The 18203-nt window shown below is 51.0% G+C and carries 18 protein-coding genes; 4 read left to right on the top strand and 14 right to left on the bottom strand.

Features of this window, described 5'->3' with window-relative positions:
• From HMPREF0980_RS09155 to HMPREF0980_RS09125, 8 genes are all read right to left on the bottom strand, one after another.
• A partial coding sequence (locus HMPREF0980_RS09155; RefSeq protein WP_330375885.1) for a transketolase family protein occupies window positions 1-547 on the bottom strand: 547 nt, incomplete at its 3' end.
• Window positions 540-1388: a transketolase gene (locus HMPREF0980_RS09150; protein ID WP_049728829.1), complete on the bottom strand. Its 849-nt coding sequence runs from the start codon at window positions 1386-1388 to the stop codon at window positions 540-542. The genes HMPREF0980_RS09150 and HMPREF0980_RS09155, both read right to left, overlap by 8 nt.
• 47 nt (window positions 1389-1435) lie before the next feature.
• Window positions 1436-2170, bottom strand: coding sequence for an ABC transporter permease (locus HMPREF0980_RS09145; RefSeq protein ID WP_242847372.1), 735 nt, complete (start codon window positions 2168-2170; stop codon window positions 1436-1438).
• The gene (locus HMPREF0980_RS19470; RefSeq protein ID WP_242847371.1) at window positions 2163-2411 is read right to left on the bottom strand and encodes a hypothetical protein; all 249 of its coding nucleotides are present in this window, start codon (window positions 2409-2411) and stop codon (window positions 2163-2165) included. The genes HMPREF0980_RS09145 and HMPREF0980_RS19470 overlap by 8 nt, the downstream gene beginning before the upstream one ends.
• A gap of 24 nt (window positions 2412-2435) precedes the next feature.
• Window positions 2436-3932 carry a sugar ABC transporter ATP-binding protein gene (locus HMPREF0980_RS09140; RefSeq protein ID WP_242847370.1) on the bottom strand — a complete coding sequence of 499 codons (1497 nt, stop codon included), beginning with the start codon at window positions 3930-3932 and terminating at the stop codon, window positions 2436-2438.
• Between the two features lie 296 nt (window positions 3933-4228).
• Window positions 4229-5305 carry a substrate-binding domain-containing protein gene (locus tag HMPREF0980_RS09135; RefSeq protein ID WP_049728827.1) on the bottom strand — a complete coding sequence of 359 codons (1077 nt, stop codon included), beginning with the start codon at window positions 5303-5305 and terminating at the stop codon, window positions 4229-4231.
• A gap of 346 nt (window positions 5306-5651) precedes the next feature.
• On the bottom strand, window positions 5652-6665 hold the full coding sequence (locus HMPREF0980_RS09130; RefSeq protein WP_049728826.1) for a LacI family DNA-binding transcriptional regulator: 1014 nt from the start codon (window positions 6663-6665) through the stop codon (window positions 5652-5654).
• A 31-nt stretch (window positions 6666-6696) separates the two neighbouring features.
• Window positions 6697-7575: a MurR/RpiR family transcriptional regulator gene (locus HMPREF0980_RS09125; RefSeq protein ID WP_049728825.1), complete on the bottom strand. Its 879-nt coding sequence runs from the start codon at window positions 7573-7575 to the stop codon at window positions 6697-6699.
• Window positions 7576-7820: 245 nt separating this feature from the next.
• On the opposite strand from HMPREF0980_RS09125, the gene HMPREF0980_RS09120 reads away from it, so the two are divergent.
• Genes HMPREF0980_RS09120 through HMPREF0980_RS09105 form a run of 4 tightly spaced genes read left to right on the top strand, consistent with a single transcriptional unit; the run spans window position 7821 to window position 11881 of the window.
• A complete protein-coding gene (locus tag HMPREF0980_RS09120) occupies window positions 7821-8756 on the top strand; it encodes a transketolase family protein (protein WP_049728824.1) in 936 nt (311 codons plus the stop codon).
• A gap of 9 nt (window positions 8757-8765) precedes the next feature.
• Window positions 8766-9596, top strand: a complete 831-nt coding sequence (locus HMPREF0980_RS09115) for a transketolase (RefSeq protein WP_049728823.1) — start codon at window positions 8766-8768, stop codon at window positions 9594-9596.
• Window positions 9597-9610: 14 nt separating this feature from the next.
• The gene (locus HMPREF0980_RS09110) at window positions 9611-11137 is read left to right on the top strand and encodes an FGGY-family carbohydrate kinase (RefSeq protein WP_049728822.1); all 1527 of its coding nucleotides are present in this window, start codon (window positions 9611-9613) and stop codon (window positions 11135-11137) included.
• A 57-nt stretch (window positions 11138-11194) separates the two neighbouring features.
• Window positions 11195-11881, top strand: coding sequence for a cyclase family protein (locus tag HMPREF0980_RS09105; protein ID WP_049728821.1), 687 nt, complete (start codon window positions 11195-11197; stop codon window positions 11879-11881).
• 100 nt (window positions 11882-11981) lie between these two features.
• On the opposite strand, the gene dhaL is transcribed toward HMPREF0980_RS09105, so the two are convergent.
• From dhaL to HMPREF0980_RS09075, 6 genes are all read right to left on the bottom strand, one after another.
• Window positions 11982-12620, bottom strand: coding sequence for a dihydroxyacetone kinase subunit DhaL (gene dhaL / locus HMPREF0980_RS09100; RefSeq protein WP_049728820.1), 639 nt, complete (start codon window positions 12618-12620; stop codon window positions 11982-11984).
• Between the two features lie 29 nt (window positions 12621-12649).
• Window positions 12650-13645, bottom strand: coding sequence for a dihydroxyacetone kinase subunit DhaK (locus HMPREF0980_RS09095; protein ID WP_049728819.1), 996 nt, complete (start codon window positions 13643-13645; stop codon window positions 12650-12652).
• A gap of 31 nt (window positions 13646-13676) precedes the next feature.
• A complete protein-coding gene (locus HMPREF0980_RS09090; protein WP_049728818.1) occupies window positions 13677-14444 on the bottom strand; it encodes a GolD/DthD family dehydrogenase in 768 nt (255 codons plus the stop codon).
• Window positions 14445-14508: 64 nt separating this feature from the next.
• Window positions 14509-15477 (bottom strand): substrate-binding domain-containing protein, encoded by a 969-nt coding sequence (locus HMPREF0980_RS09085; RefSeq protein WP_049728817.1) that lies wholly within the window; start codon window positions 15475-15477, stop codon window positions 14509-14511.
• 86 nt (window positions 15478-15563) lie between these two features.
• Window positions 15564-16523 (bottom strand): ABC transporter permease, encoded by a 960-nt coding sequence (locus tag HMPREF0980_RS09080; RefSeq protein ID WP_049728816.1) that lies wholly within the window; start codon window positions 16521-16523, stop codon window positions 15564-15566.
• Window positions 16524-16540: 17 nt separating this feature from the next.
• A complete protein-coding gene (locus HMPREF0980_RS09075) occupies window positions 16541-18022 on the bottom strand; it encodes a sugar ABC transporter ATP-binding protein (protein WP_049728815.1) in 1482 nt (493 codons plus the stop codon).
• Window positions 18023-18203: the final 181 nt, after the last annotated feature.

The raw sequence follows: 18203 nt of genomic DNA, 5'->3' as shown, positions 1-18203 counted from the left end.
CCTTATCCATCTCGAAGGGCACCTTCCCTTCCTCGTATACGTCCTCCACCGCGTTCCGGCCTACCCGGATGTACGCCGGCTTCTCATCCTCCAGCAGCGCCTTCGTAAGAAGCTCCGTCTGCAGCCGGTCGCTCGGCAGGTACACCCGCATGTTCGGCACCGCCGACATCGCCGCGATGTCCTGCGCCGAGTGGTGGCTCATCCCCAGCGCTCCGTAGCTCACCCCTCCGCTGATCCCGATCAGCTTCACGTTCGTGTCCGAATACGCCACGTCTATCTTGCACTGCTCATAGCTCCTCGTCGACAGGAAGCACGCCGGCGATGCCGCGTACGGCTTCTTCCCGCACTTCGCAAGCCCCGCCGAGATGCTCACCAGGTTCTGCTCCGCGATCCCCGTCTCCACGAACTGCTCCGGCAGCCCGTCTGCGAACGGCGTGAACGACGCGCTCCCCCGGGAGTCGCTGCACAGCGCCACCACGTCCCTGTCCGTCCTTGCCGCCTCCATCAATACTTCACATATCACCTGCTTGTTCGCTATCTTAGCCATGAAGCGTCCCCTCCTTTTCAAGCTCTGCCTTCTTTTCCCCCAGATCCTTCCTTATCTGCATAAGCTCCTCCTCGTTCGGTACCTTATGGTGCCAGTTCGCCTTGTCCTCCATCACGGAAGACCCCTTTCCCTTCACCGTGTTGGCGATCAGCACGGTGGGCTGCCCCTTCACCGTCTTCGCCTCCCCGAACGCCGCATGCAGCTCATCCATGTCGTTGCCGTCCGCCACGTCGATCACGTGCCAGCCGAAGGAGCCGAACCTCTCATGCAGGTCGTCGTGCCCCATCACGTCCTCCGTGCTGCCGGAGATCTGCAGGCGGTTCCGGTCCACCACCGCGCACAGGTTGTCGAGCCTGTACTGGCTGGCCGCCATGGCCCCTTCCCATACGGAGCCCTCCGCCAGCTCGCCGTCGCCCATCACCGTGTACACCCGGTAGCCGCGCCCGTCCATCTTCCCCGCCAGCGCCATGCCGACGCAGACCGGAAGGCCATGGCCGAGGGAGCCGGAGTTCATCTCCACGCCCGGAAGCTTGTTGTTCGGGTGGCCGATGAACCTGGAGCCGAACTTGCTGAAGGTGGAGACGAGCTCCGCCTTGTCGAAGAACCCCTTCTCCGCCAGCACCGCGTAGTACGCCTCCACGGAGTGCCCCTTGCTCATGACGAACCTGTCGCGGTCCGGGTCGTCCTGGTTCTCCGGGCTTACGTTCATCTGGCAGAAGTACAGCTCCGTCAGGATCTCCATCACGCTCATGTCGCCGCCGATGTGCCCCGCCTTCCCCTCGACGATCATGTCGATTACGGTTTCTCTCAGCCCGTAGGCTAATGCTTTCAGATTTTCCATATTATCGTCCTTTCTGTTTGACTCGCTCTGTCTATGTATCACACCAATTATTTTCTCTTGAACATGCGCACCATCTTCTCGCGCATTACAGGGTTTTCCTTCATAGCGTCAATGACTACCGCGATAAGAACGACGCCGCCGGTAACGACCGTCTCCCAGTAAGATGACACACGCATCAGCGTGATGGATGTGGATATCGTACCACTTAAGAGACCACCGATTACCGTGCCGACAACCCCTCCGATACCACCGGTCATAGACGTTCCGCCAAGTACCGAAGCCGTTACGGAAGGCATGACCCAGTTGGCCCCGATGCTTGCCTGGAAGGACGCCAGCTTGCAGGTCATCAGCACACCGGCCGTAGCTGCCAGAAGTCCGCTTAAGCAGTACACCATCATCTCCACCCTCTCCGTCTTGATGCCAACGATCTTTGCACAGTTCCGGTTGCCGCCGAGCGCAAAGATGTGGCGCCCGAATTTAGTCCGCCTGAGCATGATGGTCAGTATGACACAGATGATGATCATGATGATTACAATCGTCGGAAGAATATCTCCGATGACCCCGTTAGCGATAAACTGGGCATCCTCCGGGACGCCTACGATAGGCATGCCCTTCGTGATAATGTATACGATTCCCTTGTATATCTCCCCTGTCGCCAGCGTAACGATGAACGGAGTAATCTTTAAATAAGCGATGAAGAATCCATTGACCGCGCCGAATACGATACCAAGCAGGCAAGATACGATAATTGCAAGATAAGAGTTCATTCCCATCTCAACCATAAAAGGTTGCCGCGAACATGCTGCTGACAGAGCCGATGGCCGCCACGGAAAGGTCGATGCCTCCCGTAAGGAGCACGATCGTCTGCCCGAAACTGATGATGATGATAAAGGAAGCGGCACGCGTCAGCGTACTGATGTTATATGCCGTGAAAAAGTTGCCCGTGGCAGCGTGAACCGCGATACCTACAAGAATCGTCACAATAAGCACCATCCCTGCAGTAGATTTAAAGAAATCAATCATTTTTTACCCATTTTCTATTCCCTCCTACTGAAATGCCACTTTCAGAACGTCTTCTTCTGTGGTCATGTCTACATCTTCGATATATCCTTTGATTCTTCCCTGGTGTACGACCATCACGCGGTCAGCGAGCGCCAGCACTTCTTCCATCTCAGAAGAGATGACTACCACCGCAACCCCGTTATCCGCCAGTTCTCTGACCAGCTGATGTATCTCTCCTTTGGCGTTGACATCAATACCTCTTGTCGGCTCATCCATAATAAGCATCTTGATACCTTTGGCCATCCAGCGCGCAACGATAACTTTCTGCTGGTTTCCGCCGCTTAAGTTCTTGATAAGCTGCTCCTGTCCTGCAGTCTTGATCTTAAACTTGCTGATGTAATCATCTGCAATCCGTGACGCTTCTTTGAAATTGATAAGGCCGTTCTTCTTCAGCTGGTCATAAGAAGGGAGCATCATATTTTCCAGCACAGACATTCCCGGCGTGATGCCGTCATGCCGTCTCTCCTCAGATACATATCCCATGCCGAGCCTGATTGCCACTCGTGGATCCTTGATATCTACCTCTTTTCCTTCCACGAACGTCTTTCCGCCCGGCTCCTTCTGGGTTATCCCGAATACCGTCTTGAATATCTCTGTTCTGCCGGCGCCTACCAGCCCTGCGACACAGAGGATCTCTCCTTTTTTCACCTGGAAGTTCACATCCTGGAACTCCCCTTCCCGGTTCAGCTCCTTCGCCTCAAAGAACACTTCTCCGGATACTTCTCTCGCAATGTGCTGGGACTGTTCTACCTTCTTGCCCGCCATGGCCGTAATGATATCTTCCTTTGTCATATCTTTGACTTCCGCCACTTTGACAAGCTGGCCGTCGCGCATGATAGTCATACGGTCCGCCTGTTCAAGTACTTCATCCAGATGGTGGGTGATGAATACCATCGCCGTCCCCTCTTTTTTTAATCTCTGCATGGATTCAAACAAGGATACGGCCTCTTTATTCGTCAACACCGCCGTCGGCTCATCCAGGATAAGCACTCTGGGCGAATAGGCGAGTGCCCTCGCGATAGACACAAGCTGCTGGTATGCGGCAGACAGTGTCTTGACTTTGCGGGTCACATCTATCTCAACATTTAAAATCTTCAATAATTCGATTGCTTCTTTCTGTGTTTCTTTCCAGTTAATCAAGGTTCCTTTCGCTCTCTCATTCCCGAGAAAGATATTTTCCTCTATCGTAGCTTCAGGAATCAGATTCAGTTCCTGCGGAACCAATACGATATTCTTGCCGAAGGCATCCTTTGGGGATGAGATCTTGACCGGGCTGCCGTCCATGAAGATCTCGCCTTCATCCATGATGTACTGTCCGGTAAGGACATTCATCAGTGTGCTCTTACCTGCACCGTTTTCTCCCAGCAGTGCATGGATCTCGCCCGGCTTGATGCTCAAGTCGACTTTATCCAGCGCTTTTGTTCCCGGGAAGGTCTTGGTGATTCCTTTCATTTCAATTACGAATTCGCTCAACTTATTCACTTCCTCTACCTTTTTTTCAATCCTCTTTGCTGCCGTTTCGTGCTACATTTCTTCTCTTTCCTCATCTGTGACCCGCACTCTGCAATCAGGTGCGCTCAGCGCATCAAGGTATAAAAATTCCACGCAACCATGCTCACATAATCGCGTGGAATTATATAACCTTACAAAAGATGTTCCCTGCTTCCAAGCGAAGCTTACGTAAGGTTAGCCGCGGACAGCCGTATCGTCTGCGGGCACCCGCTTTGACTCAGCCAGCCAGTCTGCACGTCGTGCCAAACTCAATGTTTACTTTCCGCTTATTTTGCATCTCCAAACAGCATGTCGATGTACTCGTCCGCCTGATCCTGGTATACGGATGTTGATCCAACGTCTGTAATCTCTTCTACATCTTCGCCGTCAATACATTTCACAGCATTGTAGATTAATTTGTATCCCATATCGTAGCAGTTCTGAACCTGTGCAACATATAACGTACCGTCTTTCAGGTAGTTGAATGTACGGAGGTCATGGTCCATGCCGCCGATGATAACTTCACCGCTCTTGCCAGCATCTTTTACAGCCTGACAGGCTCCTACAGGATTGGACATGTTGTTGCAGAGGATACCATTGAGATCCGGATAGGCCTGCATCCATGCTTCCGTAATTTCAATCGCCTTTTCTACGAAGTCATTGTCTCTCTGGTCATCCACCACTTCGATGTCCGGATATTTCTCAACCGTATCGTAGAAAGCTTCCAGACGTTGTTCGTGCGAGGATGCCCCGATGGTACCAGACAGGAAAGCGATCTTGCCCTTTTTGCCCATCTTCTCACACACTGCTTCAGCAATTGCAGCGCCATCGCCGTAGTTGTCATTGTTGCCTACGAAGAAGGATCTCTTGGAATCCGGGATATCAGAAGATGCAAACAGCGCCACTTTGACGCCTGCATCTACAGCATCGTCAACTGCCGGCTGCGTCGTCTCGATCTGGTTGACGTCTACGGCAACAAGGTCATATCCCTGTCCTACAGCAGTCTCTATTGAGTTGACCTGGTCAACTGCATCAGGCTCGACCGGTGCATACCACTCGTAATCGATTGTTACACCCCTGTCCTCAAAATCGGCAACCGCCGCTTTGACGCCGACTTCTATCGCGTCATACCACGCATGTACCAATTTGTATGTACAGTAGATTTTGTATTCGTCTTTCTTAGGCTCATAGCTCGTGTCAAATTCCTGGTCTGCAAGTGCTTTCGCGTTAGCAGCTTCCTGTGTGTCCTCTGTCTTTTTTTCATCTGATTTTGCATCTGACTTTCCGTCATCTTTGCTTCCGCATCCTGCCATGGCCAATACCATAGCTGCGACTAATAATAAACTAACAATTTTCTTTTTCATAATTTTCTCCTTTCAAACTTAACCTTTGCCTTTTGCATGTTGCAAAGCCTCCTTGAGATGTTCCTCCTTTCTCCTAAATTTTTCAGTCACGGGGAGCCGCTATTTAGTAAATTTTTTATAAATTATCGACTAAATTATTTTTTCTAAATTTATCGAACAATTCATAAATATTTTGAGAAATGTAGCACTTTGACTAACTTTTAACGGATTTCCCTCTGTTTTTTGACTTTATAACCAAGTTATATCACCTTTATCTTGTCGTGTCAACTAAATTCCAAATAAAAAAATAGTGTTTTTACTAAATTAATTTTAGCAAAAACACTACTAAATTTTTAGTTTCCCTGATTTACACTAATTTCTTCACACTTTCGTTTACAATTAATTTTGTCCCAAGCTTATATTTTACCGTATGCTTCCTTTTGTTGCTCATTTTTTCCATGAGCATTTCAACGGCCATCTCACCCATCTCATCACCGGACAGTTGGACCGTCGTAACTTTCGGGTCGGTAAACGAACAGATCGGCCGGTTGTCGAAGCCGACGATAGACACCTCGTCAGGTACTTTTATCTCCCGCTTCTTCATGGCTTGTACCGCGCGGCAGGCGAGGAGATCATTATCCGCAAGAAAAGCGGTCGGCAGCGTCGGATGCCCGTCCAGATAGCGCCCCACGTCCCGCTCCGTCTCCGATTCCATATACCCCACTTCCATAATCCGTTCCGTGTCAAACGTAAGCCCTCTGCGGCGCAGGCAGTCCTCAAATGCCTGCATCCGTTCCTCAAAGCACAGAATCGGCACCTTGCTCTTGATGTATCCGAACTCCCTGTGCCCCATCTGGTACAGATATTCAAACCCCTGGTATATACCAAGGTAATTGTCCACCGTAACCGTGTCCACCGCAAGCGTCGGAAACGGATTGTCAATAAATACGCATGGGACATTGAGCTTGGAGAAGATCTCCATATCCTCCGGATACATCTCTACCGCATAAACGATATAACCGGCATACCGGAAGTTCTCCAGTGCGACATACCTCTCATTCAGCGGCATGCTCTTATCCAGGTACATCATAGTCATCGTATAGCTGTTCCTTTCGATGGCCTTGTTCAGGCTCTCGGACAGATAGTTGAAAAATGGATATTCATCCACAATCGCCCCGCCACACTTATATATGACAAATCCGATATCACCTCGCTTAACTCCCCCGTCCTTCAAAAGATACTCACAGTCCAGCTCTATGATCTTCTTCATGATCTCTTCTCTTTTTTCTTCGCCGACTCCCGGCTTATTGTTAAGAACCAGAGATACGGTAGCCGGGGATACCCCCAGTTCCCGGGCAATATCCTTCGCTTTATACTTCATGTTGATTGTTCCTCCCAGATTTTCCTCGACCTTACACATTTTTATCCGGCAATTTATTCACCTTTAAATTCTCTGAAACCTCCTGTAGTCTTGCAAACGAATTGGATTCCATCTTCTGCAGCACACCCATGTATATCGCATCCAGCATAGCCTGTTCAGCTACCCTGCGGGCAATAATCTCTTTGTCAACCGTCGTATCCGTCGTCACGTTGTATAAGACAATATCCGAATACTTTGTAAGCTCCGACTTTCCTGCTTTCGTGATACATATCGTGGCGGCGCCCCGGATTTTCGCAATATGCATAGCCTCCAGCACCTGTATCGTCCTGCCGCTGTGGGAGATGGCAATCGCCACGTCGCCTTCCTTCATGTTGCACGCGTTCACAATCTGCGCGTCTGCATCGCTGTCTGCATAACAGTCGTAGCCAATCCTTCTGAACCGCAGGCTCGCATAGCTGCACGGAAACATAGCGTCACCAATGGCAAAGAAGCATATCTTATTAGCAGTCGAGAGCACTTCACATGCATTTTCATACTCTTCTACCGCGGCCACCTCAAGCGTCCTGCGCAGATTCAGTATATTCAGCTCAAATACTCTCGACACGATTTCTCCCATCCCCTGCCCGGTGCTCAGGCGTACGGATTCCTCCTTGACCGCAGGCATCTGAAGCTGCATTTCCAGCAGGCTTTTAAGCTCCGCATACCCCGATACCCCGATAGTCTTGCACAGCCTGACAATGGTCGCCTCCCCGCACTCGCATCTTACCGCCAGCTTTTTAAGAGACATCCTGGTAACTTCCTTCGGTGATGCCAGGACAAACTCTGCCACTCTTTTTTCTGCCGCTGTCAGGCTCGGCAGAAGAAATCTTGTCGTCGCCATAATATTACGTCCATTTTCAATCATACCCATTTGCTTTTTCTCCCATTCTGTCATCTTAGCTTTATTATCCCATAGTTTTGCTCCGCTTTCAACACGTTATTTTTGGAGTTATCATTTTATATTATCGCTATATTTTAGTGTATTTATACATTTTTACTCTGATATTTCCCACAATATATTGTGCATTATTTAGTATTTACAATCCATTTATTATAATCTATAATTGGAGCATAAACTAAATTTTACAAAATAATTTTTAGAAAGGACCATCATTTATGAAAAAATCATTTCGCTCAACGCTTATCGACACCGTCATGAAAAGTGCCGGGGATTATGACAACCTGGTCGTCCTGAATGCCGATTCTGCCCGGGCACTGAAACTGACAGGCTTTACAGAAGCCTGGCCTGACCGTATGTTCGGCGTCGGCATCAGCGAGGCCGACATGATTGGAACGGCAGCCGGCATGGCAGCCGCCGGCCTTCTTCCTCTGATTGTAGGTTTTTCCATGTTCGTGTCTGAGAAGCCATTTGAGCAGATACGTCAGGCGGTGGCATATCCCAATCTGAACGTCAAGATTATCGCTACCCACAGCGGACTCTGCGTGGGGCAGGACGGAGCGACCCATCAGGCGCTGGAAGACATAGCCGTCATGCGCACCCTGCCCAATTTCAAGGTATTTGCCGCCGCTGACGTGACCGAGACAAAGGCTGCCGTAGAAGCCATGCTCAAGCACGAAGGCCCTGCATATCTCAGGCTCGGGCGCGATCTGGCGGAAGACATTTTTGATGAAAACAAGTCCTTTTACCCGGGTGGGGCAGATGTCCTGCGGGAAGGCGCCGATGTCACCATCGCAGCCTGCGGGCTTATGGTAGAGCAGGCCCTTCTCGCCGCCTCCGCCCTCCGCTCCGCCGGCATACATGCAACCGTCCTGAATACCTATTCCATCAAGCCGCTGCCGGAAGACCTGCTGCTGGACAGAGCCAAGAAGACAAAGGCCTTTGTAACGGCCGAAGACCACTCGGTCACCGGAGGGCTCGGGAGCGCGGTAAGCGAGTATCTGTCTCAGACCTGTCCGGTACCTGTCATCCGTGTCGGAGTGGAGGACTGCTTTGGAGAATCAGGTACCCAGGACGAACTCTATCAAAAGTACGGCCTCACCGCGGACCATATCGTCGACGCGGCCAGACGGGCCATCAGCATGAAAGCATAGGAGGTTATGATGTCCAGAGATATAAACGAACTTAAAACAAAAGCAAATATCATACGCAGAGACATTTTAGAGATGGTTTTCAATATCCGTTCCGGTCATCTCGGCGGCTCTTTCTCTATGGTAGAAATGCTGACCGCCCTCTACTTTGACGAAATGCGTTACGATCCGGCAGTGCCGGACGACCCTGAGCGGGACCGCTTTGTCCTCTCTAAAGGCCACACTGCCCCGGCGCTCTATGCCACTCTTGCAAACGCCGGCTTCTTCCCAAAGGAAAAGCTTCTCACTTCCTTCCGGCGAATCGACTGTATGCTGCAGGGGCACCCGGACATGAAGAAGACTCCGGGTGTGGAGATGACAAGCGGCTCTCTCGGAATCGGACTTTCCGCCGCCAACGGCATGGCACTGGCCAACCGTTACGAGGGGCGCCGTGGCCGCGTATATTGTATGATTGGGGACGGTGAGCTGAACGAAGGCCAGATATGGGAAGCTGCGGCCACGGCGGCTCATTACTATCTCGATAACCTGACAGCGCTCATCGACGTCAACGGTCTGCAGAATGACGCGTCTACAAAGAACGTGAAAAACATGCTTGACATAAAAGCAAAATGGGAGGCATTCGGCTGGCACACGCTCGAGATTGACGGACATGATTTCAACGCCATCTTCGGAGCGCTCGATGCCGCTCGCAGCCGCAAGGGACAGCCGACTGCCATCATTGCCCATACGGTCAAAGGCAAAGGCATCTCATTCATGGAGCATGTGGTCGCATTCCACGGGAAGACCCCTTCGGAAGAAGAATACCGGATCGGGATGCAAGAATTGAAAGAAGCGGCGCTGTGACAGGAGGAGAAGATATGGAAAGACACCTATTTATCGGATGTGATATAGGCACATCAAGTACCAAAGCAGTGGCCGCCGATGTACACGGCACCATCCATGCACAGGCATCTGTTTCCTATGGCCTGGGCAAGCCCCGCAGCAACTGGGCCGAGCAGCATCCTGACGTGTGGCTCGATGCCGCCGTGTCGGCAATCCGTAACATTTCGGAGAATCTCTCCCCTTCGGACAGCATTGAAGCCGTCTGCGTCAGTGCCCTGTACGGAGGGACCGGTGCCATGTGCGATGAGAATATGGTCCCTGTACGCCCATCCATCATCTGGATGGACCGCCGGGCAGAGACGGAAAGCAGGGAGCTCAGGGAAACAATCGGAGAAAATGATATTTTCCGCGTGTCAGGCAATGGCATAGATTCCTATTTCGGATATGCAAAGCTGCTCTGGGTTCGGAAAAACGAGCCTTCCGCCTGGTCCAGAATCCGGCACATCCTTCCTATCCACAGTTATATCATCTGCAAGATGACCGGGGAAATGACGGTTGATTACTGTTCCGCCGGGAACGTGGGCGGCATCTATGACTATGCAGGACATACCTGGTCTATAGATATGTGCTGTAAACTGGGAATCCCTTATGAGGCCCTTCCTCCCAGATTTTATAAGCCGGCGGAAATAATTGGAACACTCAATAAAGAGTATCAGGAAAAGCTTGGAATCGGACACCCCGTCCCCTTCTGCGCAGGTACGGTTGACTGTATTGCTTCTATGCTCAGCGCCGGAATCGTCAGTCCCGGAGATAATGCCGCGGTATTGGGAACCTCCTTGAACTGGGGCTTTGTACACCGTGGAACGCCAGATAATCCGGAACTCATTTCCATGCCCTACTGTGCAGAGCCTGACTCTATGACCTATACGTACGGCGGTGCTTCCACTGCGGGTGCGCTTCCCAGATGGTTTGCCCAGAATTTTCTCGGCCAGGACTCTTCCTCCGCTTATGACCTACTGGAAAAGGAAGTCCGGGACATGGGGACAGGACCCGGTTCCGAAGGGCTTATCGCTCTCCCGTACTTCATGGGAGAGCGGACACCTATCTGGGATGAAAATGCCACAGGGGTACTGTTCGGCCTCAGCCTCTCGCATACGAGGGCTCACATTTACCGGGCCGTTTTAGAATCAGTGGCGTATGCACTCAGGCACATTATGGAGTGCATGACAGATTCCACGTCCGGAATCAGCAGGATAGTGCTCGTGGGCGGCGGGTCACGTTCCTCCCTGTGGAAAGAGATATTTGCTGACGTCACCGGCCTTCCCGTGTGCACACCTGTACAAGATGCCGAGGCTCCTCTCGGCGACGCCTTCCTGGCGGCCATGGGATCTGGCCATATTAGTGATTACAGTACAATCGAAAGCTGGATTGCCATGGGCGAACCTATCCTTCCCAATCTGTTACATCACGAACAGTATGGACGGTACTTTGCCCTTTACAAAGAGCTGTACAATGAATTGAAGGGGACCATGAAGAAACGTGCAGACATGCTCCGGAAGTAATCTGCTATCGCGAAATGATATGTATATGAACCAGACAGTGAAAAAGGAGAAAATATTATGAAAGTAGATTTCAGCAAAGTAGTGGAACTGAGCCACCGAATGATACCAAGGGAAGAACCTTTTAACCTACAGACATGGGTATATGATGTGGACATCCTTGGAGAGCGGGGCGAACCTCACAGCCCCGGCACCTGGTACGTGTCCGGTGACGTGAACTTCTCTACCCACTGCGGCACCCATGTAGAATTCCCGCTCCACCATGTAGAAGGCGGCTTGGATGCAGCTGCCTTTCCTCTGACAAGCCTGATAGGAGAAGCTGTCGTCCTGGACTTCACCGATAAGAAAGCCGGCGACTGCATGTCTCTTGAGGAATTCCAGGCATATGGGGACAAGATTCAGGAAGGAGATATCGTATTCCTCCACACGGATCTCGATAAGAACTGGCGCACCGAAGACTGGGAACCGTATCCTTACGTAGCGTGTGATGCCATGGAATGGCTCATAACGGAAAAGAAAATCAAAGCCATCGGAACTGACGCGACCTCGCTGGAGAATTTCAACGTCCCGGACCAGCCGAACCACAACCTTGCGTTTCGCCATAATCTTGCCATGGTCGAGTCTCTTACGAATCTCGACAAGATAGAGGGCGGCCGCGCTCTCATATTTATGCTGCCGCTGAAGATAGTCGGTATCGAGGCCTGCCCCTGCAGGATAATCGCTGTCAATGACGGGGGAATCGTATAAAGGCATAATGCGCCCATCATCGGGCAGAGGGTATCGCTTCATCAATTTATATGATGGTTCTGCGATGCCCTCTTTTGTCTGAAATAGATTAAAGCTGTCCCTAGAGCAGTTCTTTTATCCCATCCGCCATCGCTTCCAGGATGATGCAGCATGACGCGGCACCGGCATCGAGCACCCCACGTGACCGTTCTCCCAGGCGGCTGGATCGTCCGAACTTAGCCACCATGTCTTTCGTGGAGTCCCGCCCTGCTTTTGCTGCGGATTTCATCTTATCGAGCGTTTCGGCAAACCCGTCTCCTGACGCGGCTCCGTCTCTGACCGTATCTGCCGCCGGCGCAAGCGTGTCCACGAGCGTCTTGTCTCCTGCCTTTGCCTCCACGATGCCATACAAGCCTGAAAGCCCTGCTTCCAGCATATCTGCGAATTCAGCCGGACCTATCTCGTCAAAATCTTCCCCCGCTTCAGCCATATCCATAAAAATGGTCCCATAAATCGGGCCCATAGATCCGCCTATCTCATTCAGCAGTATCATGCCGAGTTCATCAAGCCCTTCGGTGAAGCTGATGTCTTTTTCTTTGAATCTAGTCTCGAACACGGTGAAGCCTTTGTTCATATTCATCCCGTGGTCCCCGTCTCCAATCAGGCCATCCACTTCTCCGAGATATGCTTTGTTGTCCTGGATACCTTTCACCATTTTGAGCAGCACCGGTTTTCCGGCTGCATTTTTAAATCCGTCCATACGTTCCCTCCCAGCAGCATTCTATCATATCAGAACTGTTTTAACCCCATGCTTTCCGCCGGCATGTCAATCAGTTCCTTCAGTTCATCATCCAGTTTCATGACCGTGAGCGTTGCGCCCATCATCTCGAGCGATGTAAAATAGTTCCCGACATAAGCCTTATATGTCAGGATGCCCTTTTCACTTAAGATTCTGTCAATCTCATCATACAGTACGTATAATTCCATCACCGGTGTCGCACCAAGGCCAGAGACGAGCACTGCCACTTCGTCCCCTTCTTCAAATGGATAATCGGGCAGTACGACATCCGTCATGCGCTTTGCCATCTGGGCGGCTGATTCGAGGGGACACACCTCTATGCCCGGTTCTCCGTGATGCCCGATACCTACTTCCATCGTACCGTCCTTAATCTCGAAGTTCGGATGCCCCACTGCCGGCAGCGTGCAAGGTGTCAGCCCGATACCGACGCTTCTCGTATTGTCGATGGCCTTCTGGGCTGCCGCTATGACTTCATCCAGGCTGCCGCCCATTGCCGCTTTAGCACCCCCCGCCTTCCACATGAGTACTTCGCCTGCCACGCCCCTTCTCTTTTCCCGCTGATCCTTTGGCGCAGACGCCACGTCGTCATTTGCAACGACCGTCTTGACGGTTATCCCGGCCTTTTTTGCCATCTTCACCGCCATCTTGACATTCATATTGTCGCCGGAATAATTGCCGTACAGACAAGCAACGCCCTGGCCCTGGTCTGCTTCCTTGCAGGCATCCAGAAATGCCGCCGCTGTCGGAGAGGAGCATATCTCCCCTACTGCTGCCGCGTCGCAGAGGTTTCTGCCCACATAGCCGATGAAAGCAGGCTTGTGGCCTGAGCCCCCGCCCGTAACAACGCCCACTTTTCCTTCTGGAATACCTTTTGCCTTTATGACTCTCGGATTATCAGCCGCCTCCACGATATCAGAATGTACTTTCAGAAATCCTTTCAGCATCTCATCTACGATATCATCCGGATTATTTAATATTCTCTGCATATGCCGCCTCCTTCAAATTATTATGTTCTGTCTATTTAATCGTATATCCGCCGTCAATCAACAGGTTGTGTCCCGTAATCATCGCTGCTGCCCCGCTGCACAAAAATCCGATTGCACCTGCAATCTCATCTGGTTCGGCAAAACGTTCGGAAGGCATTTCTTTTTTGAAAGCATCACCCGCCGGGCCATCCCATGCCTTATGTCCCAGTTCTGTCAGTACAACTGTCGGGGATACCGCGTTGACGCGTATTCCGTATCTGCCCCATTCATAGGCCATCACTTTCGTCATTGCTATAATCGCTCCCTTGGAAGCACAGTAGGCCACATGCTTGTCGAGTGCGATTACGCCTGCCTGAGATGCCATATTCACGATGCACCCGTTCACATCATTATCAATAAAATATTTTCCCATCATCTGGGCCATCATAAAAGATGCCTTCAAGTTTACGTTCATCGTGCGGTCCCAGTCTGCCTCACTTATAAGTTCCGCTTTTTCAAGCGCAACGATTCCTGCACAGTTGACAAGTATATCGACCTGCCCGAACGCTTTTACCGCTTCTTCAAGCACTTTCGCCCTGTAGGATTCATCTGTGGCGTCTCCGGCCACGCCGATGGCTTCTGGCTCTAGCTCCTTTGCAATGCTGTCCACATCAGGATTCAAATCTGCCAAACATATCTTCACGCCCTTCCTGGCAAAGAACTGTGCCGTGGCGTATCCGATTCCTGCAGCGCCTCCTGTGATGACCGCCGTTTTCCCCTCTAATGAAAAGTCCGCATCTGCTCCGTAATACTTTAACATGATTTGTCCTCCTTACCCTTTCGTGCCGGGAAACCCTGCTCAGGATGTCCCGGCTTTTACATAATTATTGAGCTCTTTCTCTGAAATCTGCCACGTTGTCTTTATTGACCTCCTCAAAGTCAATCCAGTAGTTCTCATCCACCTCTTTGCCATTTACAGCATCGAGCAGCACCTGGACTGCCTTTCTTGCCTGCCCGTCCGCATTCTGGAAGATGGATACGACCATATTGCCGCTTTCTACCGCGTCAAGCGCATCCGTAATACCATCTACACCTACCGCCGGAATATCTTTGTTCGCGGCCTTCACGGCCTCTCTTGCTCCGAGTGCCATCTCATCGTTTTCCCCGATGATACCGTCTATCTCGTCAAATGCCTGCAGCCACGTCTCCATAACCGTCATGGCTTCTGAACGGGACCAGTTGGCCGTCTTTTCTGCCAGCACCTCTACGCCCGGGTTCTTGTCAAGAATGTTCTGGATACCTTCCCGCCGCTCAATCTGTGCAGACTGGCCCATCGGCCCTTCGATTATGACTATCTTGGCGTCCGTTCCGACCTTATCAAGAAGTGCCTGTGTCTCCATCTCTCCGGCTTTCACGTCTTCCGAACCTACATAGCTCGTCAGCTTGTCGTTCTTTACCCGCGTATTGACTCCGACAATCGGTATCCCTGCCTCCACCGCCTTGTCTACGCACGGGGAACAAGCTTCTGCATCCTGAGGGTTCAATATGATACCGTCACATCCGTCTGCTATCATCGTCTCGACCTGGCTTATCTGCGTACTCGCATCATAGTTGCCGTCGTACACCGTCAGTTCGATGCCGAGCTTTTCCGCCTCGTCCTCCGCGGCATTGGCCAGACGCACCGTGTACTCATTTTTCAGGCTGTAGAGCGTCATACCGATTTTTACCTTTTTGCCGGAATCTTCAGAATCGGACTTCTCCTTTTTGGCCTCCTTGTCAGCGGCTCCACACCCTACAGCCAGTCCGGCCGCCAGGCTCAGGCACAGCAGTACGCTTAATAACTTTTTCTTCATCTCTTTTCCTCCTTGTTTTCTGTTTATATAAAAATGCTTCTGCACTTTTATTACCCTGCACGCTCCCTTCACCAGTTCCGGTCCGTCTATCTTGACTCGGTGAGGGAATCAAGCATGACTGCGCCGATGATGATGATTCCTTTTATAACGAGCTGCCAGTAGGAAGACACTGCCATCATATCAAGCCCGTTGTTCATCACGCCCATGATCAGGAAGCCTACGACTGTTCCCCAGAGCCGGCCGCGTCCTCCCGACAGGCTGTTGCCGCCTATGACTGCCGCCGCGATGGCATCCACTTCGTACCCGTCGCCATTCTGCGAGATTCCGGATGTGACACGGGAAGTCAGGATTACACCGGCCAGTCCGGCCAGAAGGCCGGATATCATATACACGGAACATATGACCATCTTGATATTGATACCGGATACCCTCGCCGATGTTGCATTACCCCCGGTCGCAAACACGTACCGTCCGTATCTCGTCTTATACAGTATGATATAACATACAATCAATACACCTATCAATATCAAAACCGGAATCGGTATGATTCCTGCGCTTCCGCCCCCGACTACGAGGAACTCTTTGCTCAGTCCCGGAATCGGCTTCGCATCGCTGGCCATAAATGTTATCCCCCTGGCAATACTCAGCATTCCCAAGGTGGCTATAAAGGCCGGTACTCTCAGATATGCGATGACGACGCCGTTTATCGTACCGATGAGAAGTCCGATGGCGAGACCGGTGAGAAGCGCCACATACCATGGCATTCCGGTCTCTGTCCTCGCCACAAGCGCACAGTACATCCCGGCAGCCCCTACCGCAGAGCCGACTGACAGGTCAATCCCCCCGGTCAGCACGACAAAAGTCATCCCAATTGCCAGCAGACCGTTGATCGATGCCTGGCGCAGCATGTTGAGCATGTTTGTTACCGTCAGGAATCTGGCCTTCATTACTGTAAAGAAGATCATGATGACGACCAGGCCGAGTATAACACCATACTTTGCCAGAAATTCTTTTATGTTGAATTGTTTGCTCTTACTCTTTCCCATAGTTCTCTCTTCCTCCCTTATATGTGTGATACTGCCATCTTCATAATGCTTTCCTGTGCAAACTCGCTTCGCTTCAGCTCCCCGCCGACCTTTCCGTTGCTCAGCACAAGCATTCTGTCTGCCATGCCCATGACTTCCGGCATCTCGGAAGAGATCATGATAATCGCATTCCCTTTCGCCGCATATTCACACATCAGCTTATATATCTCAGACTTCGCCCCTACGTCTATGCCCCTCGTAGGCTCATCCAGTATAAGGAGCTTCGGATTCTTGATCATCCATTTAGAGAGGACCACCTTCTGCTGGTTGCCTCCTGACAGTGACTTTACAAGCTGCCTCGGGCTGTGCAGCCTGATGCGCAGCCGCTCTATCTCATCTTTTACAAGGCTGCTCTCTTCTTTCTCATTGATGAAAAGTCCCCGGCTCAGTTCCTTCATTGACGCAAGCGATATATTCTGTCCAACGCTCATCTCGAGGACGAGCCCTTCCTGTTTCCTGTCCTCCGTCACATATGCTATCCCCTCGCGGATTGCGTCCTTCGGCTTCCTGATATCCAGCGGCTTTCCGTCAAATATGACCTCTCCACCGTCCCGTCTGTCCAGTCCGAACAGCGCATGCATAAGCTCTGTCCTTCCTGCCCCGACGAGCCCCGCGATACCGTAGATCTCCCCCCGATTCACCTGGAAGCTGATATCCTGGAACTTATCGCCAAGGGTAAAGTTCTTGACTTCCAGTATCGTGTCAGATATGGGAACTTCCGATTTGGGAAATATCTCTGTAAGCTCACGTCCGACCATATTCTTTATCAATATGCTGTTGTCGATGTCATCTGCCTTCCACGTATTTACATACTGGCCGTCACGCAGTACGGTAATATCGTCTGATATCTGAAATATCTCATCCATCTTGTGCGAGATATAAATAATTCCTTTTCCCTGCTCCTTTAAATCACGGATAATGGAAAACAGGTTGTCGACCTCCTTATCCGTGATAGCTGATGTCGGTTCATCCATGATGATAATTTCCGCGTTCAGGGATATCGCTTTTGCAATCTCAACCAGCTGCTGGTCTGCTACCTTAAGCTCACCTACTTTCGCTTTCGGGCTTATATGTACCTTCATGCTTTCAAGCAGTTCTTCCGTCTGCCGGTACATCCGGGCATAATCGACGAACAGTCTCCCGCCCGGCTCCCTGCCCAGATAGATATTTTCCGCCACGGTCATCTCCGGAACCGGAGACAGTTCCTGGTGGATCATGGCGATACCGAGTGCCTGAGAATGTTTCGGCGACTGGATGTCAACCTGCTTCTCCTTTACCGTGACCGTTCCCGCGTCGCATTTATGGATTCCCGCCAGGACCTTCATCAAGGTAGACTTGCCTGCGCCATTTTCCCCCATCAGCGCGTGGACCGTTCCTTTTCTCAAGATAAAATCTACTCCGTGCAGCACCTTGACAGTGTTAAAGCTCTTTTCGATTCCCTTCATTTCCAATAAATTCAAAGTCCTCGCTCCTTTCTTACTAATTTCCTCTGTCTGGTCTAATTCTATTACAGAGCACACTCCCGGCGAGGTTCAATATTTTATAAAAAAGTTTTATTTTTCTATATTTTGTTTTTGTTTAACAATAAAGAAGTTATATGATGCTCGTTTTTCTTTATAAAACAAACATGAGAAGGCAAAT

Source organism: Dorea sp. D27 (assembly GCF_001185345.1).
Taxonomy (GTDB): Bacteria; Bacillota; Clostridia; order Lachnospirales; family Lachnospiraceae; genus Extibacter.
The sequence above is the reverse complement of the archived record's forward strand: the minus strand, read 5'-3'. Positions and strand labels throughout refer to the sequence as shown.